General features: G+C 56.4%; 20 protein-coding genes and 1 tRNA gene. 11 read left to right on the top strand and 10 right to left on the bottom strand.

The genetic code is table 11. From position 1 onward, the window contains the following. The first annotated feature begins 58 nt into the window (after window positions 1-58). A complete protein-coding gene (locus ACL2XM_RS22365) occupies window positions 59-607 on the top strand; it encodes an MltR family transcriptional regulator (RefSeq protein WP_410012975.1) in 549 nt (182 codons plus the stop codon). A 115-nt stretch (window positions 608-722) separates the two neighbouring features. Here ACL2XM_RS22365 and sodA read toward each other — a convergent pair whose 3' ends face one another. Together sodA and fdhD are read right to left on the bottom strand one after the other, a co-directional pair. Further along, complete coding sequence (gene sodA / locus ACL2XM_RS22370) at window positions 723-1,343, bottom strand: superoxide dismutase [Mn] (RefSeq protein ID WP_413721695.1); 621 nt, start codon at window positions 1,341-1,343, stop codon at window positions 723-725. 125 nt (window positions 1,344-1,468) lie between these two features. Beyond that, on the bottom strand, window positions 1,469-2,254 hold the full coding sequence (gene fdhD, locus ACL2XM_RS22375) for a formate dehydrogenase accessory sulfurtransferase FdhD (RefSeq protein ID WP_413733248.1): 786 nt from the start codon (window positions 2,252-2,254) through the stop codon (window positions 1,469-1,471). Between the two features lie 237 nt (window positions 2,255-2,491). Between fdhD and ACL2XM_RS22380 the strand changes: the two genes are divergently transcribed. From ACL2XM_RS22380 to ACL2XM_RS22390, 3 genes are all read left to right on the top strand, one after another. Beyond that, window positions 2,492-3,094 (top strand): hypothetical protein, encoded by a 603-nt coding sequence (locus ACL2XM_RS22380; RefSeq protein ID WP_410012977.1) that lies wholly within the window; start codon window positions 2,492-2,494, stop codon window positions 3,092-3,094. 77 nt (window positions 3,095-3,171) lie between these two features. Then, a complete protein-coding gene (locus tag ACL2XM_RS22385; RefSeq protein WP_413721693.1) occupies window positions 3,172-3,807 on the top strand; it encodes a glutathione S-transferase in 636 nt (211 codons plus the stop codon). A gap of 140 nt (window positions 3,808-3,947) precedes the next feature. Next, on the top strand, window positions 3,948-5,486 hold the full coding sequence (locus tag ACL2XM_RS22390; RefSeq protein WP_413731641.1) for an aldehyde dehydrogenase family protein: 1,539 nt from the start codon (window positions 3,948-3,950) through the stop codon (window positions 5,484-5,486). 49 nt (window positions 5,487-5,535) lie between these two features. On the opposite strand, the gene ACL2XM_RS22395 is transcribed toward ACL2XM_RS22390, so the two are convergent. After that, window positions 5,536-6,780, bottom strand: coding sequence for an MFS transporter (locus ACL2XM_RS22395; protein WP_410012980.1), 1,245 nt, complete (start codon window positions 6,778-6,780; stop codon window positions 5,536-5,538). A gap of 229 nt (window positions 6,781-7,009) precedes the next feature. Between ACL2XM_RS22395 and ACL2XM_RS22400 the strand changes: the two genes are divergently transcribed. Beyond that, window positions 7,010-8,011, top strand: a complete 1,002-nt coding sequence (locus ACL2XM_RS22400; protein WP_410012981.1) for an acyltransferase — start codon at window positions 7,010-7,012, stop codon at window positions 8,009-8,011. 35 nt (window positions 8,012-8,046) lie between these two features. Here the strand turns inward: ACL2XM_RS22400 and ACL2XM_RS22405 are convergent, their stop codons facing one another. The 6 genes from ACL2XM_RS22405 to ACL2XM_RS22430 form a co-directional block, all read right to left on the bottom strand. Next, on the bottom strand, window positions 8,047-8,964 hold the full coding sequence (locus ACL2XM_RS22405) for a GlxA family transcriptional regulator (protein WP_410012982.1): 918 nt from the start codon (window positions 8,962-8,964) through the stop codon (window positions 8,047-8,049). Continuing rightward, window positions 8,961-9,509, bottom strand: coding sequence for an isochorismatase family protein (locus ACL2XM_RS22410; RefSeq protein ID WP_410012983.1), 549 nt, complete (start codon window positions 9,507-9,509; stop codon window positions 8,961-8,963). The genes ACL2XM_RS22405 and ACL2XM_RS22410 overlap by 4 nt, the downstream gene beginning before the upstream one ends. Before the next feature lie 82 nt (window positions 9,510-9,591). Next, window positions 9,592-10,191, bottom strand: coding sequence for a DJ-1/PfpI family protein (locus ACL2XM_RS22415; RefSeq protein WP_410012984.1), 600 nt, complete (start codon window positions 10,189-10,191; stop codon window positions 9,592-9,594). Between the two features lie 117 nt (window positions 10,192-10,308). Then, window positions 10,309-10,665 (bottom strand): VOC family protein, encoded by a 357-nt coding sequence (locus ACL2XM_RS22420; RefSeq protein ID WP_410012985.1) that lies wholly within the window; start codon window positions 10,663-10,665, stop codon window positions 10,309-10,311. Between the two features lie 86 nt (window positions 10,666-10,751). Next, window positions 10,752-11,153, bottom strand: coding sequence for a VOC family protein (locus ACL2XM_RS22425; protein ID WP_413721690.1), 402 nt, complete (start codon window positions 11,151-11,153; stop codon window positions 10,752-10,754). 24 nt (window positions 11,154-11,177) lie between these two features. Then, a complete protein-coding gene (locus tag ACL2XM_RS22430) occupies window positions 11,178-11,696 on the bottom strand; it encodes a cupin (RefSeq protein WP_413721689.1) in 519 nt (172 codons plus the stop codon). A gap of 194 nt (window positions 11,697-11,890) precedes the next feature. Between ACL2XM_RS22430 and ACL2XM_RS22435 the strand changes: the two genes are divergently transcribed. Beyond that, a complete protein-coding gene (locus ACL2XM_RS22435) occupies window positions 11,891-12,490 on the top strand; it encodes a nitroreductase family protein (protein WP_410012988.1) in 600 nt (199 codons plus the stop codon). A 324-nt stretch (window positions 12,491-12,814) separates the two neighbouring features. Here the strand turns inward: ACL2XM_RS22435 and ACL2XM_RS22440 are convergent, their stop codons facing one another. Next, window positions 12,815-14,011 carry a multidrug efflux MFS transporter gene (locus ACL2XM_RS22440; RefSeq protein ID WP_410012989.1) on the bottom strand — a complete coding sequence of 399 codons (1,197 nt, stop codon included), beginning with the start codon at window positions 14,009-14,011 and terminating at the stop codon, window positions 12,815-12,817. Between the two features lie 195 nt (window positions 14,012-14,206). On the opposite strand from ACL2XM_RS22440, the gene ACL2XM_RS22445 reads away from it, so the two are divergent. From ACL2XM_RS22445 to ACL2XM_RS22465, 5 genes are all read left to right on the top strand, one after another. Further along, a complete protein-coding gene (locus ACL2XM_RS22445; RefSeq protein WP_410012990.1) occupies window positions 14,207-14,668 on the top strand; it encodes a MarR family winged helix-turn-helix transcriptional regulator in 462 nt (153 codons plus the stop codon). A gap of 160 nt (window positions 14,669-14,828) precedes the next feature. After that, window positions 14,829-15,257 carry an organic hydroperoxide resistance protein gene (locus tag ACL2XM_RS22450; protein ID WP_410012991.1) on the top strand — a complete coding sequence of 143 codons (429 nt, stop codon included), beginning with the start codon at window positions 14,829-14,831 and terminating at the stop codon, window positions 15,255-15,257. Window positions 15,258-15,548: 291 nt separating this feature from the next. Then, the gene (gene eptB / locus ACL2XM_RS22455) at window positions 15,549-17,237 is read left to right on the top strand and encodes a kdo(2)-lipid A phosphoethanolamine 7''-transferase (protein ID WP_413723514.1); all 1,689 of its coding nucleotides are present in this window, start codon (window positions 15,549-15,551) and stop codon (window positions 17,235-17,237) included. 100 nt (window positions 17,238-17,337) lie between these two features. Continuing rightward, window positions 17,338-17,414 (top strand) — tRNA-Pro (locus ACL2XM_RS22460). 704 nt (window positions 17,415-18,118) lie between these two features. Next, window positions 18,119-18,403 carry a hypothetical protein gene (locus ACL2XM_RS22465; protein ID WP_410012992.1) on the top strand — a complete coding sequence of 95 codons (285 nt, stop codon included), beginning with the start codon at window positions 18,119-18,121 and terminating at the stop codon, window positions 18,401-18,403. Window positions 18,404-18,417 lie beyond the last annotated feature (14 nt).

An 18,417-nucleotide genomic window follows, 5' to 3' on the forward strand; every position in this document is an offset into this window, starting at 1 on the left:
TGATGAAGATCCGGAGGCGGGCAATATCCCGCCTCCGGGGGTTACATGGTGTTCGGTGATGACGGAAAATACTCAACTGTACGAAAACCAGGTCCTCGAACAACTGAACGCCGGCACAACGGTCAGGGATTTGATGGGCGCGGCGGTGGAATTATTGGCCGAGGCGGTCAATATTCTGGTGCTGCAAATCTTTCGCAAGGATGATTACGCGGTAAAATATGCCGTGGAGCCGCTACTGATTGGCGCCGGTCCGCTGGGCGAACTACCGGTGCGCCTGAAGCTGGTATACGCCCTGGGCGTTATCAGCCGACAGGAGTATGAGGACGCCGAGCTGCTGATGGCCTTGCACGAGGCCTTGCAGGACGATCCCAAGGAATACCGGTTTACCGACGATGAAATCCTCGGCCCGTTCAGCGAACTGCACTGCGTCGCGGCGTTCCCGCCGTTGCCGGAATTTTCCCGCGTACCGGCGGATGACGCGCTGGTGCGTATGCAGCAGCAGCGCTACCAGCAGATTGTCCGTTCCACCATGGTGCTGTCGACCACCGAGTATTTAGTCCGCATCAGCGCGAAAAAAGCCTTCACTGACAAGTTGTTACTGAAATAAGCCTGCTTCAGGGAGCAACGGTACCTGAAATGCAAACGTCCCGGCCGTAAGGCCGGGACGTTTGCGATCAACCGAACCATCCCGCGGGATGGTTTTTACATTTAACGGACGCCGGTTATTTGGCTTCGCCGAAACGTTTGGCCGCTTCGTCCCAGTTCACCACGTTCCAGAAGGCCTTGATATAGTCCGGGCGACGGTTTTGATATTTCAGGTAGTAGGCATGTTCCCACACGTCCAGGCCCAGGATCGGGTAGCCGGAGGTGCCGGCGATGGCTTCGCCCATCAGCGGGTTGTCCTGGTTGGCGGTGGAGACCACGGCCAGTTTACCGTCTTTCAATACCAGCCAGGCCCAGCCGGAACCAAAACGGGTGGCGGCGGCTTTTTCAAACGCTTCCTTGAACGCGTCGACGGAACCCAGATCGCGCTCAATGGCGGTTTTCAGATCGCCCGAAAGGGTGGTGCCCAGCTTCAGGCCTTTCCAGAATAGGCTGTGGTTGGCGTGACCGCCGGCGTTGTTGCGCAGTACGGTTTTTTTGTCCGCCGGCACCTGATCGAGTTTTTGGATCAGTTCGTCAACCGGCAGGCTGGCGAGTTCAGGCAGGCTTTCGAGCGCGGCGTTGGCATTGTTGACATAGGTTTGATGATGCTTGGTGTGATGGATTTCCATCGTTTGTTTGTCGAAATGCGGTTCCAGGGCGTCATAAGCATAAGGCAAGGATGGCAGAGTATAGCTCATATTTATCTTCTCCATTTTAGGTGAGCGGCACCCTGAATGAATGTTAGTGCCGCGTAAGCAATCCGATCATTATAGTTAATTAAACGTTTATTAAAACGTTTATCAGTCCCTTTTAAAGAACATGTTTAGCTTTTGCTGTCAACGATTCGGCAGGGATGCGTATAAACCGCGGCCCGCCCCGGCTTGCTGAATCCCACCAGCGTCAGCCCGCAGCGTTCGGCCACGTCTACCGCCAGGGCGGTGGCGGCCGAGACGGCGAACAGGATTTCCACGCCGCACATGGCGGATTTCTGCACCATTTCATAACTAGCCCGGCTGGAGACCAGCACCGCGCCGGGCGCGGCGCCCTGGCGCGCCCGGCAGCCGAGCAGCTTGTCCAGCGCCACGTGGCGGCCGACGTCTTCGCAGCCCAGCGTCAGTTCGCCTTCGGGGGTGATCCAGGCCGCCGCGTGGGTACAACCGGTCAGCCTGCCGATGGGCTGCACGCTTTTCAACTGCGCCAGCGCATGGTCCAGCCGCGCCAGCGGCCAGGTTTGGGTAAAGGGCAGGGGAGCGATGGGTTTGCCTATCTCCTCAAGCTGCTCGACGCCGCAGACACCGCAGCCGGTGCGTCCGGTCATGGCGCGCCGATGCTCTTTCAGCGCCATAAAACGGCGGCTGGACAGTTCGATATGCACCTCCAGGCCGTTGCAGGCCGTCACCACGTCCATACCGTAAATCTCGCCCGGCGCGCTGATAATGCCTTCGGACAGCGAGAAGCCCAGGGCAAATTGCTCCAGCTCTTTCGGCGAGGCCATCATGACCACATGGGAAATGCCGTTGTAGACCAGCGCCACCGGCACTTCCTCGGCCAGCCAGTCGGGTAGCTCCCGGTCGAGCTGCCCCCGTTTGCGAACGCCGAGCCGGCTTATCCCGGCAAGGGTGGTGGGGTCGGTATCCTGTATGGGAAGAGGGTCGGTCACGATGGTTTACTCGCCGTTGTGCTGGTGGGCCTGATGTCCCTAGTCTACTCCACCGGCGGCGCGGTAACAAAATGCGCATGTGGCGCGCCGCTGCGCTTAAAAAGGGGCTATGCTTTTGCTTAACGATGTTTTCACAGCAGGCTGCCGTTGGCGGCCACTCCGTTGATTGCGAGAAGGATGTTTGACATGGCAAGGCGTATTATCAGGATTATGACCGCGATCGCCCTGGCGGGCGTATCGGTGCTGGGCGTTACGGCGGCATCGGCGCCGGCGGCGTCCTCTTCCGCCGCCGCGCCGGCGCCGGAACTGAAAAACAGTGTCCGGGTCGCGTTGCTCGACGGCAAGATAACCTTACAACTGCCGCCGGATTTTGTTAACCAGACGCGGGAGGACGCCAACGCGCAAAATACCGGCGTGGTGGTCCAGCTGTTCGCCAACCGGGCGCATTCGCAGGCGGTGGGCATCAGCGAGGTGCGCACGGTCAACGGCGATGCCAACGACACCAGCGACGCGGCATTTAATAAAATGGCGCAGGGCGCGCTGTCGGGCCTGAAAACCCAGTTCAAGAATGTCAGGAAAACCGGCCAGGTCCCGGTAATGGTGGATAAGCATAAATTCCTGCGCATCGACTCCCAACAAGAAATGCAGGGCAAAGCCATGCTGGGCACCTTGTTGATAACGCCTTACCTGGATCGCGTCATCACCATCCAGGTATTGACGCCGACCTCCGGCGCAGCCGTTCATGACGACCTGGTAGGCAACATCTTGGGCACGTTGTCATTCCATTAAATACGGCTTCTCTAACTTAAACTTCTGTGTCATGAGCCATACTGATTTGTGCGACCACGGCCACCGGAGGCGAACCAATGAAACTGTTAGGCAGCTATACCAGTCCTTACGTGCGGAAAATCTCAGTTATCCTGCTGGAAAAGGATATTGCCTTTGAATTGGTCAGCGCCTCTCCTAACGGTCGTGATGCCTGCGTCACGGCGGTGAACCCGTTGGGCAAGGTGCCGGTACTGCTTAACGAGCGGGGCGAGGGTATCTTTGATTCGCCCATCATCGCGGAATATCTGGAGTTGGCCCATCCCGAACCGCCGCTGCTGCCGGCCGATCGCCTGGAAGCGCTGCGGGTGAGGCAAATTGAAGCGCTGGCCGACGGCGTGACGGATGCGGCCATGGCCATCGTCCGCGAATGCGGGCGCGGCGGCGGCCCCGATGAAAACGTGCTGTTGAACCAGCGCGCAAAAATCTGCCGCGGCCTGGACGCGCTGGAGGAACATGCCCACGAGGGCAGGCGGCTTAACGGCCCCACCCTGACGCTTGCCGATATTGCCGTGGCCTGCACGCTGGGGTTTATCAATTATCGCCGCGTGATGCCCAACTGGTGCGTGAATCGGCCTATGCTGGTGGCGCTGGCGGAACGGCTGTTTGCGCGCACCAGTTTTGCCCGTACTGCGCCGCCAGTAGCAGCGGCACTGTATGGCACTGAAATGTTATGACACAAACTGTGAACCCTCTCGAATAGTTAAAATTCATTCCCTCCTTACCTGTCTCGTGGTGTCCGCTGCGGCTAACGTTAAAGGATAGCGTTTATCAGCCCAGCCCACTCTTGGTAAAGTCACAGTGTCTAGGAGAAAACATGGCTTACAATCCCCCCTCAAGCCGGTTAATACCCGGCGAATATGGTTATCCGCTCGAACTTAAACCCCGTTACGACAACTTTATCGGCGGTGCTTGGGTCGCGCCGGTAAAAGGTGATTATTTTGTCAACCTGACGCCGGTAACCGGCCTGCCGCTGTGCGAAATCGCCAGTTCCAGCTCTGACGACGTCGACCTTGCGCTGGATGCCGCCCATAAGGCGAAAGCGGAGTGGGGCGCGATGTCGGTACAGACCCGCGCCAATATCATGCTGCGTATCGCCGATCGCCTGGAGCAAAACGTCGAGCTGCTGGCGGCGGTGGAAACCTGGGACAACGGCAAGCCGATTCGTGAGACCAGCGCCGCCGACGTGCCCCTGGCTATCGACCATTTTCGTTATTTCGCCTCCTGCGCGCGCGCCCAGGAAGGGGGCATCAGTGAAATCGACGGCGATACGGTCGCCTACCATTTTCATGAACCGCTGGGCGTGGTGGCGCAAATTATTCCTTGGAATTTCCCGCTGCTGATGGCCTGCTGGAAAATGGCCCCGGCGCTGGCCGCCGGCAACTGTATCGTCCTTAAGCCGGCCAAGCTGACCCCGCTTTCCGTCCTGGTGATGATGGAGCTGATTCAGGATTTGCTGCCGGCGGGGGTGATTAACGTGGTCAACGGGGCGGGCGCCGAAATCGGCGAATACCTCGCCACCTCAAAGCGCGTGGCCAAAGTGGCCTTTACCGGCTCCACGGAAGTAGGCCAGCGCATCATGAGCTATGCGGCGCAAAACATCATTCCCGTCACGCTGGAACTGGGCGGCAAATCGCCGAATATCTTTTTTGCCGACGTCATGAACCAGGAAGATGCGTTTTTTGATAAGGCGCTGGAAGGGTTTGCCCTGTTTGCCTTTAACCAGGGCGAAGTCTGCACCTGCCCAAGCCGGGCGCTGGTGCAGGAATCGATTTACGAGCGGTTTATGGAGCGGGCGGTAAAACGCGTCGAGGCCATCCGCAGCGGCAATCCCCTTGATGCCCGGACCCAGCTGGGGGCGCAGGTATCCTCGGGGCAAATGGACACCATTCTCAACTATATTGATATCGGCAAAAAAGAAGGCGCCGAGATCCTCACCGGCGGGCGGCGCAAACAGATGGAGGGGCAACTGTCCGAGGGCTACTACCTGGAGCCGACCATTTTGTTCGGCAAAAACAGTATGCGCGTCTTCCAGGAGGAAATCTTCGGTCCGGTGCTGGCGGTAACCACCTTTAAGGATATGGATGAGGCGCTGGCGCTGGCCAACGATACGGATTACGGCTTGGGCGCCGGGGTCTGGAGCCGCGACGGCAACGTGGCCTATAAAATGGGCCGCGGCATCCAGGCCGGCCGGGTATGGACCAATTGCTACCATGCCTATCCCGCCCATGCCGCCTTCGGCGGTTATAAGCAGTCCGGTATCGGGCGCGAAACCCATAAGATGATGCTCGAGCATTACCAGCAGACCAAATGCCTGCTGGTCAGCTACTCCGATCAGCCGATGGGGCTGTTTTAACCCCAGGGTGACAAAGGCCGGCCTTTGCCGGCCTTTCTCTTGCTGACGCTTATAGCGCGGGCGTGGGAATGGACGTCAGCGTGGATGCGCGGCGGCGGATAAACAGCCGCACCAGCGTATACCAGCCCAGCACGCTTATCAGGTTAAACAGGTTGAACAGGCCGCTGCCACCCTGGGCGTACAGCGTTTTTGCCAGTTCGATGCCCAGGGTATAGACCATAATGTTCAGCATGCCCAGCGCGGCGGACACGGTGCCCTTGCTCATGGCGCAGGAAAACAGCGTCAGCCGGTACAGGCCGGCGTTGGCGACGCCGATGCCGTAGGCGTACAGGCTCATGCCGGCGGTCATCCACAGATAGGCGTGGGGCGAGAACAGGGTGGCCGCGGTGGCCAGCACCAGCCCGCCGATGATCGGCGCGGCGCCGAGCTTGATCAGCCGATCCACGGTACGCCGGCCGCTTAATCGCGCCAGGGTGATGTTGCCCAGGATCAGCGCGCCGAACACCGGCATCTGCAGCAAGCCGTATTCCATCGGCGTCATCCCCCCGTCGCCCATCAGGATCACCGGCGACTGGGCCAGCCAGGACAGCAACGGCAGGCAGGCCAGTCCGATGGCCATGGCGCCGTACAGGAACTGGCGGTTGGTCAGCACCACCTTATAGTCGCGCCACAGGCCGCCCGGAGAAAACGACTCCCCCAGGCGCGAGGCGGTTTCGGGCATGGCGCGCCACAAGCCCGCCAGCGCGATGGCCGAGAGGCCGGCAAACAGCACGAACATGACCTGCCAGGAAGCCAGCTGGATAATAATGGAGCCGGCCAGCGGGCCTAATAACGGGGCAATCAGCGCGACGTTGGCCATCAGCGCGGTAATTTTGATGCAGGTGGCTTCATCGAACGACTCCTGGATGGTGGCATAGCCCACCGCGCCGATAAAACACAGTCCGAACCCTTGTAAAAAACGCAGCGCCATAAATTGCTCAATGGTTTGCGCCAGCAGAATGCCGAGGCAGGCGGCAATAAAAAACATCACCCCGGCCAGCATTACCGGGCGCCGGCCACGGCGATCCGACAATGGCCCCAGCAGCCATTGCAGCACCATGCCGCCGCCCAGGTAGGCGGTCATGGAGGTCGGAACCCATTCCCGGCCCGCATTAAAGGATGCGACCACCGCCATCATGCCCGGCTGGATCATGTCGTTGCCGATATAGACGGCAAATTCGAACAGCACCAGGCATAACGGAAATAGCAACGCCCTCCGGCCTAAACGAACGGAGGGAGATAATGAGCTTTGCATATTATAACCAGCTGAAATATAGAGTTAAAAACAAAATAATCCGTCAATGTTTTTAACATTGGCCGGCTATTTTGCATTTATTTTAAATCCCACGCAACCCCGGCCGAAATTATCCTTCATCCGGATAATTCATTTTTTACTTTGCTTCCTCATTTGTAGATATATAGCCTATTTTTAAGATATTGAAGATTAAGCGTATGCATACAAAATGCGGATAGGGATGAAGTGAGTGGACGAAGATAAAAGAATTGACTGGATAGATAATCTGCGTGCGCTGGCCTGCATGATGGTGATAATGATCCACACCACCTCGTTTTATGTTACCCATGGCCTGGACATCGGTGAGCACAACTGGCTGCTGGCCAATGTGCTTAACTCCGCGTCGCGGGTTGCCGTTCCGCTATTTTTTATGATATCGGGCTTTCTTTTTTTCGGCGCCAGGCGCGCCGGCGCCAGACATTTCCTGCGCATGGGGCTATGCCTGCTGTTTTACAGCCTGATCGGGCTGCTGTATATGGCGCTTTTTACCCCCATCAACGCGGCGCGGGCGCTGGAAGGGGCTTTGCAGAAGCCGGTTTTCTACCATCTTTGGTTTTTCTACGCGGTGATGGTCATTTATCTGCTGTCGCCGCTGATCGAAATCAAACCGGTGTCCGCCGGTTTTCTGGCGACGATAATAGTGCTGCTGGCGGTGATGGCCAATCCCAACACCGTAACGTTCAATCGCGGCCATATAACCTTGCTGCCGGTAAACCTGTTTATCAGCGGCGATACGTTTTATTACATCTTGTATGCGGTGCTGGGCCGGGCCGTGGGTATGCTTGATCTGCGCGGTAAAAAAATCCCCGTGATCGCCGCGGCGCTGTTTATTATCAGTGTCGTGCTGGTGGCGGTGGGCACGAAAAAGCAGCTGATCGTTAATGGCGACTTCGCCGATACCTATTACCTTTATTGCGGCCCCCTGGTATGTATTGGCGCCGTCAGCCTGTTTGTATTTTTTAAACAGGCCTGCCGGCGGCAATGGTGGCCGCCGCTACGCCTGATCTCGCGCTATTCGCTGGCTATTTATGGCTTTCATGCGTTTATCATTCATTTTATCCGCACCCATGGCCTGGATTTTAAAGCGGCGCCGCCGCTGGATATCATGTATGTGTTTATCGCCACGCTGTTGGTGAGCCTGCTGCTGGCGGCGGGGCTACGGCGCGTTGATGTGCGCCGCTGGGTCAGCTGAAATCCCGGATCCGGGGTTGATATGCCGGCAGGGCGTTATTCCTGCCAGCGCTGCTGCGCCCGGCGCAACTGGCGGCTGGAGGAAAAACCGGCGGCCAGCGCCGATTTCTCGATGCCCTGGCCCTGCTGTAAACGCTGCTGCGCCACCGCCAGTCGCAGCTGTTCGTGATATTCCCTGACGCTAAGCCCTAGATGTTCCCGGAACAGCCGGGTCAAATGGCGGCTGCTCATAAATACCTGCCGCGCCAGCGCGTCAAGGCGCCATTCCGCCTCCGGCTCATGGGCCAGGATGTCCTGGGCGCGGTGTACCGCCGGGTGCAGGTGATTACGGTGGCGCAGCCAGGGCGAAAGCTGCGGGTCGTCGCCGCCGCGGCGGAAATAAACCACCATTTCCCGGGCAGTGGCCATGGCCTGCTGCGGCCCGACATACAGGCTGACCAGGTACAGGGCCAGGTCAATACCGGCGGTAATGCCGGCGCTGGTAAATACCCCCCGATCCTCGACAAAAATCCGGTTGTCCTTGACCAGGGCCGCGGGAGCCTGCTGGCGCAGGCGCTCCATCACGTCATGGTGGGTGGTGCAGCGATACCCGTCCAGCAGGCCGGCCCGCCCGGCCAGCAGCGACCCGGAGCAAACGCACACCAGCGTCCATGTTCGATCCTGAAAGGATGATCGGCGCTCACGCAGCCACCGCTGCGCCTCCAGCGCCGGCGCGCTGTCCAGCTGCTGGCGGGAGTCGGCGACACCCGCCAGCACCACGATGCTGTCCGGCGGCAGGGAGGCCGGCAGCGGCGCAATCCGGCTGACGGTCATGCCGATGGAGGTGGTAATCTCCTCCTGTGGGCCGATGTAGTGCAGCCTGAAGGCGCCGGACAGCGCCAGCACCTCCGCCGGGCCGGTGAGATCCAGCGCCATGACCTGGGGCAATACCAGGAAATAAACATCACGCATCACGCTTGCTCCAGTTCCTCCAGGCAGCCGGCCACGGTGCGGATAGCGGCGAAACGGTCGATAAGCACCGTTTCGGTGTGGTGCTTGAGATCCGCGCTGCTCAGGGTCCGGCCGTCATGGGTCATGGGAAACGTCAGCGTCGCCTCGGTCACGAAAGTGACGCGATACCCCAGGTCCGACGCCACCCGGGCCGTGGTTTCGCAACACTGCTCGGTGCGGATGCCGGCGATGATCACGTGCTTGATGTCCCGCTCATCCAGCCATGCGCGCAGGCCGGATTCGGTCAGGGCGTTATGGACATGTTTGTGGAACGTGGCGTCGGCGGTATGGGTCAGGAACGGCAGCGGTTTTACCAGGCCGGACTGCGGGCTAAAGGGGCCGTCGCCGCTGTTATGGAAAATATCCACCAGCGCCGCGCCGCGCTGCCGGCACCCGGCGATAAGGGACAGCAGCGCCTGTTGAAAGGCGGGCACGTCGTCTTCCGACCAGAAGGGACGCTGCAGGAAAGATTGCTGGACATCGATAATCAATAACGCGCTTTGTGCCATTTCCGGACTCCGTGATAATGCTGTAGCACTATAGTGCCCATGGGTAGGGCACATAAACAGGCTAAATCCGGCCATGATCGGGCTAATTCGGGACAATACCGCCTAACGGCGCTGACGTGCGCCAGTAATCGTAATAGATATGCTCAACCTGGAAGTCGGTCTTTTGTTGATCGCCGGTGAGGCGATAGGCCAGGGAAAAGGCAAAATCAAAGGCGACGCCCAGTCCTTTACCGCTGAGCAGGTTGCCGTCCTCGACCACTTTCTCATCAATAAAGCGGCCGTCGCTGACTCCCCGGTGCAGATCGCCGGAGCACACATAGCGGCGTCCCTTGAGTAAATCGTTGCCGCCCAGCACCCGGGCCGCGGCCGAGCATAACGGACAAATCCATTTGCCAGCCTCATCGTGGCGGCGGATAAAATCCGTTACCAGCGGATTGGCGGCCAGGTTGACCGTACCCTCAAGGCCGCCGGGGATCACCACCGCGTCATAGAGCGTCTCCCGGCGATGCTCAAGCAGGGCGTCGGCGAACATCCGGATCTGGTGATAGCTCACCAGCTCAAGCCTATCCTGACATGAGAGGGTTTCAACCTTGATATCCAAGCGGCGCAGCACATCAATTACGATGATGGCTTCCGCTTCCTCAAAACCCTTCGCCAGCAATACGGCGACTGTCTTGGACATAATTCCTCCTGTTATCCTATGAAGTCATGACCTGATGCCATAGGGTAGCATGACGGCGTCGCAAAAATAGAACGCTGTTTTATTTTTGACAGGAGGATCGCAGATTTTCCGCGCCGGCTAATCTTCCGTCCAAACGCCTAATATGTAGCCGTCGGGATCCTTGAAATGAAAGCGTTGCCCGCCGGGGAAGGCGAATATCGGCTTGACGATTTCCGCGCCGGCGGCTTCCAGCTTTTTCAGCGTGCCGGGCAGATCGCTGGCGTAGAAAATGACCAGCGGGCCGCCGCCCGGGGTAATCGCCTCGGTGGAGGTAAAGCCGCCGGTAATCCTGCCATCGTAGAATTCGGTATAGGTCGGGCCGTAATCCGTAAACGCCCAACCGAACGCCGAACCATAGAACTGTTTGGCACGCTGGATATCGCTGACGTTGAACTCAACGTAATCCACCTGGCCGTTTGCGCCGATCTCTTTCATCAGGAATTTCTCCTTGTGAGTGGGGGTCACCTAAGTATGGCCCAGGTTCCGCTATATGACAGGCGGGTCCATTGCCCGGCCGCGTATTACTCCTGTTTGCCGTAATGCATGCCTTCCAGCTTCAGGCCGTCGGGATCGAGGAAAAAGACCGCATAATAGTCCGCATAATATTCGCCGGCCGGGTCGACGATGCTGGCGCCGTTGTGTTCCAGCCATGCCTGCAGCTCATCGACGTCCCGCCGGCTGTTCAGCGACCAGGCATAATGGTGGAATCCCACGTCGCCTTTACGATAAGGATGCTTTTTACCCTGCTCGTCCGCCTGGTAAATCCAAAAGCGCGTCGTGCCGTTGCTCCAGCCCATCGCCGCGGGCATTTCGTCCATCACGTCAAAACCCAGGAACGTAAACAATCCGCTGTAGAATTTCTTGGAAACGGCAATATCGCTAACGCTGATAACCAAATGATCGACTGCCTGGACTCGAGACATAGTTTCCTCCTGTTCTGCGCCGGCTTATGCTTGTTCCGGATTATGCCATAGCGTGGTAATGCCGCCCCGATCGCCGCTGATCGGATCGGTGGCCGGTAACGGCACCTGCCCGATATGCTGTTGCACCGAGGCCAGCCTGGCGGGATCGTCGCGGCATAAATCGGCGTTCATGCCGTTGGGATAAGCGCCGACCACCATAAAATCCTCGCTTGATTGCAGCGCTTTATGGCCGACGCCGGCTGGGATCAGCACCACATCGCCTAGGGACAAAGTGACGACCGGCCCGCTTTCACCGCCGAACTGCACCTGGGATTCGCCGGCGTAAACACCTAGCAGCTCGTGGCAATTGGAATGGAAATGGGTGAAGTTATAGATAATATACCGCCACTGGGCCGGCCAATCATTGGCGGCAAAATGACGTTCCAGCCAGGCCGCCGGATCGGGCGTTTGCGCTGGTATCACGCGGCGATAGATGACCAGGGGCAGCGGACTGTTGGGAACGCCGCCCACCGCTTCATTTAACTCGAGGGTTTCTATGGTCATAAGATCATCGCTCCTGCTCGTCTGGTAGGTCATGGGCTAATGCCATGAAGATCCGCAATAAGTCTTATCAGCATAGTTAATCGAGAGAATGATGCGAATGATTTACAGATTACACCGACAAGGCATAAGCTAGCCGGTGCGATGAACCGCATGTAGCCGCCGTTCATTAATTTCCCTTTAACAGGAGTAGATCTATGAGCAATGCATTTCTGGACGTCATCAAAGCCCGCCGGTCAATTTACGCCATCGGCAGGAATGTCGCGCTATCGGAAGACCAGATCGCCTCGCTGGTGAAAGACGCGGTCAAACATAGCCCCTCGTCCTTTAATTCTCAAAGCTCCCGTGTTGTCGTGCTCTTTGGTGAACAGCATGAAAAATTATGGAATATCATTAAAGAAACGCTGAGGAAGATTGTGCCCGCGCAATCCTTCGCCGCCACTGAAACCAAACTGGCCTCATTTGCCGCAGGCAAAGGGACGGTGCTGTTTTTTGAAGACACCAAGGTCATTGATGTTTTGCAAAAGCAATTTGCCGCCTATGCCGATAACTTCCCCATCTGGTCGGAACATTCCACCGGCATTGCGCAATTTTCAGTATGGACGGCCCTGGCTCAGGAGCGTATCGGCGCGACCTTGCAGCATTATAATCCCCTGATTGACGATGAGGTTAAACGCACCTGGGAATTGCCGGACAGCTGGAAACTGCGCGCGCAAATGCCGTTTGGCTCCATTGAGCAGGCGGCGGGCGAAAAAACATTTATCGACGATGAAGAACGTTTCCGCATTTTTAAATAACATCCCGGGCATGTTGTGCTTGGGCTAAGACGGGTCTGATGGCAAAACCCGGCTTGCGGGAGTGGCGGACATGCGTCCATCGCTCCCGCCTCCAGCTTGTTTGCATGTCTGCCGGCACGGGCACGGGATGGCGAACGTTTTTTTTTGCACAGATGTTTTTCAGGTTCGGCCGGCGCGGCTATAGTATAACAGGGCTGGTCAAAAAACAGGCAATCTATTGATAAGGAGCGAAGCGATGACCCGAATTCTGCTGGTATTTTTATTCTTTGTGGCAATCTGCGCCGGTATCATGGTGGTACAAATGGGCGGCCGTTATCCCTGGATTTAACTGTTCCTGGCGGGGATCTTGCGAAAGCCCGACCAGAGCTGCACCGTATTGATCAGCACCATCAAGGCCGTGAATAAAAACACCCAGCGAAAGCCCAGTACCGCCGAGACGCTGGAGCCGATGAGCGGCCCTACCACATTCCCCATATACATAAACGACTGGTTATAACCGAAGATACGGCCGGTGACTTTATCGCTGGAATATTTTACCAGCAGCGTCTGGACGGCGGGCATCAGCGCGCCGTCGGTGAACCCGAGCAAGAAGCGCAACACGCCCAGTTGCAAGGGCGTCTTCACCAGGGCCATGCAACAAAACAGCGCTATGCTTGCCATCATCGCCGCCATCAAGATACGCGAGGTGCCGATGCGGTCGCCCAACTGGCCCAGGCGCGGCGCGGCCAGCAGCGCCGACACGCCCGGCACGGCGGCGATCACGCCGCTGATAAACGCCAGATTGCCGGTATCGTTGTAGATATCTTTGATAAACAAAGTCAGAATAGGGCTTATCGAGCTGTTGGTCAGCTGGATCATCATGGTGGTAATAAACAGGCTGAAAATCAGGCCTGGATAGGGCAATGAATGAAAGATTGCCCGGCCCTTGAGCTGATCGGCTTTTTTGATGTTAACCGTTTTCTCTTTAATCAAGAACAGCGTCACCAGAAAGCTGGTAAACATCAGTGCCGACGTCACCAGGAATACCACCCGCAGACCCAGGTGATCGGCCATAAAGCCGCCGAGCAGCGGGCCGACAATCACGCCGGCCACCTGGCCGGTGGAAAGGGTGCCGAGCGCCCAACCGCTTTTCTCGCGCGGCACCTGCGATGCCACCAGCGCCATGGCGTTGGGAATATAACCTGATGTCAGGCCCATCAGCGCCCGCAGCAGGAATAACTGATAGACATTACTGGCAAAACCCTGCAGCGCAATCACCACCGCCATGCCAAGCGACGCGCGCAACAGCATCAGCTTGCGCCCCCGCCGGTCCGCCAGGCTGCCCCACAGCGGCGCCACTACCGCGGAAACCAGGAACGTCGCGCTGAATACCAATCCCGACCAGATGCTGAGCGCCTCATGGGATCGCACGCCAAGTTGCTCAACGTACAGCGGCAAAAAAGGCAGGATTTGGCTCATGGCCAGGCCGGTGAAAAAACAGCCTAACCAAACGGAAAAGATATTGATCTTCCAGGCTTCCATGGGTCACACGCAGTAGGTAAGGATTAATAGCAAGTTTGCTAATGATATCATCGATGTGAAAAGTTACGGTAACGACTTACCGATAAAAAGTGTAGCAAAAACGCACGGTATGTTTTCCGCGCCGCCAGTCCAGACGGGGGAAGGTGGGCAAAAAAATAACTTGCGATTCTATCGCGCGCTATTTATAATAACACCATGAAAACGAAACATGATGACCCAAAAGCGACGGCTACGCCTTTAGCCCTTGACCAGCAGTTCTGCTTTGCCCTGTACTCGGCGAACCTGGCCTTGAACAAGGTCTATCGCAAATTATTGGTCAAGCTGGATCTCACTTACCCGCAATATCTGGTTATGCTGGTACTGTGGGAGCGTGACGAGGTAATGGTATCGGATATCGGCGAACGGCTGTATCTCGATTCCGCCACGCTGACCCCGCTGCTCAAGCGCCTGGAAACCGCCGGCCTGCTCGGACGCTTTCGCTCCGCGGCGGACGAACGCCAGGTGATTATCCGTCTGACCGACAAGGGCCGGGCATTACGGGAAACCGCGCGCACTGTGCCGGACGATATCCTGTGCGCCACGGCCTGCAGTGAAGAAAAGCTTAACGACTTAAAACGGCAGTTGCAAACCCTGCGCGCCCAGCTGGCGCAGTGGTAACCGCCCTGGGGGCCTGAGCGGCGACCAGGCTACCGCGATGGGCTATACTGGATAAAGCCCCTGCTTTTAAGTTGCAAGCGATTTAATCGCTTGCAATATATCTTCGTCCGGCACTCGGTCCGGCGAAGGCATCATCCAACAACGTAAGAGGGAAATAACCATGTCTATTGAAAAAGTTGTGTACCGCGCAAAAGCCAAAGCCACCGGCGGGCGTGATGGCCGGGCCACCTCATCCGACGGCGTGCTGGATGTCAAACTGGGCGTGCCGAAAGAAATGGGCGGCCCGGGCGGGGAATTCACCAACCCGGAGCAACTGTTCGCCGCCGGCTATTCCGCCTGCTTTCTGGGTGCGTTAAAACATGTCGCCGCGCAGGAGAAAGTGAAGCTGCCGGCGGACGCGTTTATCGAAGGCACGGTCGGCATCGGCGCGGTGCCGACCGGTTTTGCCATTGAAGCCCAGCTGGATATTCATTTAGCCGGCATGGATCGCGGCCTGGCCGAGTCGTTAGTGCAGAAAGCGCATGTGGTCTGCCCGTATTCCAACGCGACCCGCAATAACATTGATGTTAAACTTAACGTCATTAATTAGTTTTCAGCGTTAAACCGGTGCCGCCGCTCAGCGCGGCTGCCGGTGAAACCGGTTGGATAACGCCGCGAGCCTTTGCTTGCGGCGTTTTTTTTTGCCCGGCGCGTCCGCCGCAGGATAAACCGTTACTACCCAAAACTTTTTAATATGAAATTTGTCAAAATGGTTTCGCACATTAAAGGTATGCTTATCCATTCGTTGTTAGCCATGGCGGCATAAGTCGGGTGCGAATCCGCTAGCCAAATCGCCGGCAGCGAGACCTTAATTTATTGATTATCATGGACTATTGCCTTGATTAAATTAGTCAAACAGCTGTCGCAGCAAAAACTATCGATAATAATCGCTGTTTATGTGGGTTTTTTTCTTAACCTGTCGGTTTTTATCCGGCGTTTCGATGTGCTTCATCCGGTTACCACCGTCGGCCACATGGTTATCGCCCTTACCGAAATTATGGTGACGGTGCTATCCACCTTCTTTTTGCTGCGGCTGATTTCGCTGGGCGGGCGTCATTTCTACCGTACTGTGGCTACAGTATTGTTGTTAATCTCGGTTGCCGCCAGTTATTACATGACCTATTTTAATGTCGTTATTGGCTACGGCATTATTGCCTCTGTCATGACCACGGATATTGATTTATCAAAAGAGGTGGTCGGGTTTTATTTTGTCCTGTGGATGGTGGCGGTCAGCGCCTTGCCGTTGTTTTTGATCTGGAAACACTCGGTGAGCGGTACCCTGATCCAGCAGATGAAGACCCCCGGCCAGCGCATTAAGCCTCTGTTGATCCTACTGGTTACGTTGGCGCTGATCTGGCTGCCGGTGCGCTATCAGGATAAGGCGCAGAACGTGCGCGAAAAAATCACCAATATCGATCTGCCCAGCTACGGCGGCGTTATCGCGCATTCCTACCTGCCGGTTAACTGGATGGCGGCCCTTGGCCTGTTCGCCTACACCCATTTCGACGAAAACCAGGACAATGACACGCTGTTCGATCCCGCCAAGCAGTTTACCTATGTGACTCCGGCCGGTATCGATGATACCTATGTGGTTTTTATCATCGGCGAAACCACCCGCTGGGACCATATGGGGCTGCTGGGCTATCACCGCGATACCACGCCCAAATTATCCCGCGAGAAAAACCTGGTGGCGTTTCGCGGGCAATCCTGCGATACCTCCACCAAACTCTCCCTGCGCTGCATGTTCGTGCGCGAGGGCGGGACAGCGGATAACCAGCAGCGGACGTTAAAAGAGCAGAATATCTTTGCGGTAATGCGTTCGCTCGGCTTTACCTCGGAGCTGTTCGCCATGCAGAGCGAGGTGTGGTTTTATAAAAATACCTATGCCAATAACTTCTCGTTTCGCGAGATGATCGCCGCGGAAAAACGCAACGACGGCAAATCCGTGGATGATATGCTGCTGGTGGATGAGATGAGCGAATCGCTTAAACGCTACCCCAAAGGCAAGCACCTGATGGTGTTGCATACCAAAGGCTCGCATTACCTCTATTCGCAGCGTTATCCGCGGGATTTTGCCCGCTACCAGCCTGAATGCATGGGCGTGGATCATGCCTGCTCCAAAGCGCAGCTTATCAATGCCTTCGATAACAGCGTGTTGTATACCGATAGTTTTATCGCAAGCGTCATCGACAGGATGCGCAATAAAAAAGCCCTGGTGTTCTACGCCTCCGACCATGGCGAGTCCATTGATGAAAACTACCATTTACACGGCACGCCGCGCGATATGGCGCCGCCGGAACAGTTCCGCGTACCGATGATGGTCTGGGCGTCGGATGCGTTCCTGGCCGACCAGCCCCATCGGGAGGCGTTCGACCGCCTGCAGGCCCAGCAGCGTATCGGCGCCACCCATCGCCATGAAGAGCTGTTTGATACCATTCTCGGCTGCCTGGGCTATACGTCGCCGAACGGCGGCATCAACCCGCGGAACAACTGGTGCGCCAAGCCTGCGGCCAAGGGGATGGCCCTGTAAGCGACAGGTACCGCCGGCGGCGCTTTTGTAAACAGTCGGCAGTATTTCTTGAAAAAGGGATTGACGCAAAAAGACGGCCGCAGTAAGATGCGCCCGCATTCGGTGAGTGGCGCAGCCTGGTAGCGCAATACGTTCGGGACGTATGGGTCGGAGGTTCAAATCCTCTCTCACCGACCAACCTCTTCAAGGTCTTGTCTCCAGCAGTCCAGACAAGGCAGAAAAAAAGCACGTCTTAGGACGTGCTTTTTTTTTTGCAGCAAACCTCGTCCCTGACCAGCGCGCCCGTTTTGGGAAAAACACTTCAGCCCCGCCAGCCGATATTATCGGGAACAGGTGATTTCCTGTGTAAAAATAACCGCGGCACGACGGCCGGCAAGGATTTGAGGCCCGGGTGGGGATAAGCAAATCCATCATTCGTTTTACAAAATATATTAATTATAAAAATTTACCTGACTGGCATTTGAGATTATATGTTTATCTGCGGGTGAAAATATAAAAAGCACGCGGCGGGCTAAAATACACTTCTATAAAAGGCAATCAATTGGCATCGATAAATCATGCCCGTAAATTCTCTTGTCGCTAACGCATTATCTTAAGTGGCAAAGCTGCATTTTTTCTTAAGCATTGCTGATGAATTGCTGAACAACTCTTTGAATAAATTTACCTTTACAACAGGAAATTAGCATTGGTATTGCCTGGATATGTCAAATAAATGTTAAAAAAGCTTGTATCTGCCGGCTTGACGGCGCATGTTATAAATTAGTCTGGATATTGTTTTGCTGTCGGCATTGGATGCTATTTTAGGGAGACGATGAATTCGTATAATAAAGTCAGGCCCTGGGGGCATTTTTAAACGATATAACAAGCGATGCGGGGATGATATGAAAGTTGATTTCTTTTTGATTGAAAATGACAGGAAAACGTCTATTTATCATGATGAATTCAGGCTTGGACGTATTCTGGTCATGCCAAAAACAACGCTTCAGCTGATGTCTCGCAGGACAAAGCGGAGAAAAGAAACCTCTGGTAAAAGCTACGATACTGTTGTGCATATCAGTTCAGGGGGACAAAGGTATGCCGTCGCCTTTTCCGGCGAGGCTATTCCGGCGTTCGAAACGGATGAATTGATCAGGAAGTCGGTGCCAAAACCCACGCCTCTGGCGTAGCGTCCGCTAACGCC

It is taken from the genome of Sodalis sp. RH20, from assembly GCF_047324205.1.
GTDB lineage: Bacteria > Pseudomonadota > Gammaproteobacteria > Enterobacterales > Enterobacteriaceae > Acerihabitans.

Excerpts from the sequence above, each read along its gene's own strand:
- ACL2XM_RS22435 (WP_410012988.1), top strand. The coding sequence starts at position 11,891 with ATGAGCAATGCATTTCTGGACGTCATCAAAGCCCGCCGGTCAATTTAC.
- ACL2XM_RS22410 (WP_410012983.1), bottom strand. The coding sequence starts at position 9,509 with ATGGCACAAAGCGCGTTATTGATTATCGATGTCCAGCAATCTTTCCTG.
- ACL2XM_RS22450 (WP_410012991.1), top strand. The coding sequence starts at position 14,829 with ATGTCTATTGAAAAAGTTGTGTACCGCGCAAAAGCCAAAGCCACCGGC.
- ACL2XM_RS22380 (WP_410012977.1), top strand. The coding sequence starts at position 2,492 with ATGGCAAGGCGTATTATCAGGATTATGACCGCGATCGCCCTGGCGGGC.
- ACL2XM_RS22420 (WP_410012985.1), bottom strand. The coding sequence starts at position 10,665 with ATGAAAGAGATCGGCGCAAACGGCCAGGTGGATTACGTTGAGTTCAAC.
- ACL2XM_RS22440 (WP_410012989.1), bottom strand. The coding sequence starts at position 14,011 with ATGGAAGCCTGGAAGATCAATATCTTTTCCGTTTGGTTAGGCTGTTTT.
- ACL2XM_RS22390 (WP_413731641.1), top strand. The coding sequence starts at position 3,948 with ATGGCTTACAATCCCCCCTCAAGCCGGTTAATACCCGGCGAATATGGT.
- sodA (WP_413721695.1), bottom strand. The coding sequence starts at position 1,343 with ATGAGCTATACTCTGCCATCCTTGCCTTATGCTTATGACGCCCTGGAA.
- ACL2XM_RS22430 (WP_413721689.1), bottom strand. The coding sequence starts at position 11,696 with ATGACCATAGAAACCCTCGAGTTAAATGAAGCGGTGGGCGGCGTTCCC.
- ACL2XM_RS22425 (WP_413721690.1), bottom strand. The coding sequence starts at position 11,153 with ATGTCTCGAGTCCAGGCAGTCGATCATTTGGTTATCAGCGTTAGCGAT.
- ACL2XM_RS22465 (WP_410012992.1), top strand. The coding sequence starts at position 18,119 with ATGAAAGTTGATTTCTTTTTGATTGAAAATGACAGGAAAACGTCTATT.
- ACL2XM_RS22395 (WP_410012980.1), bottom strand. The coding sequence starts at position 6,780 with ATGCAAAGCTCATTATCTCCCTCCGTTCGTTTAGGCCGGAGGGCGTTG.
- ACL2XM_RS22415 (WP_410012984.1), bottom strand. The coding sequence starts at position 10,191 with ATGTCCAAGACAGTCGCCGTATTGCTGGCGAAGGGTTTTGAGGAAGCG.
- ACL2XM_RS22445 (WP_410012990.1), top strand. The coding sequence starts at position 14,207 with ATGAAAACGAAACATGATGACCCAAAAGCGACGGCTACGCCTTTAGCC.
- ACL2XM_RS22385 (WP_413721693.1), top strand. The coding sequence starts at position 3,172 with ATGAAACTGTTAGGCAGCTATACCAGTCCTTACGTGCGGAAAATCTCA.
- ACL2XM_RS22365 (WP_410012975.1), top strand. The coding sequence starts at position 59 with ATGACGGAAAATACTCAACTGTACGAAAACCAGGTCCTCGAACAACTG.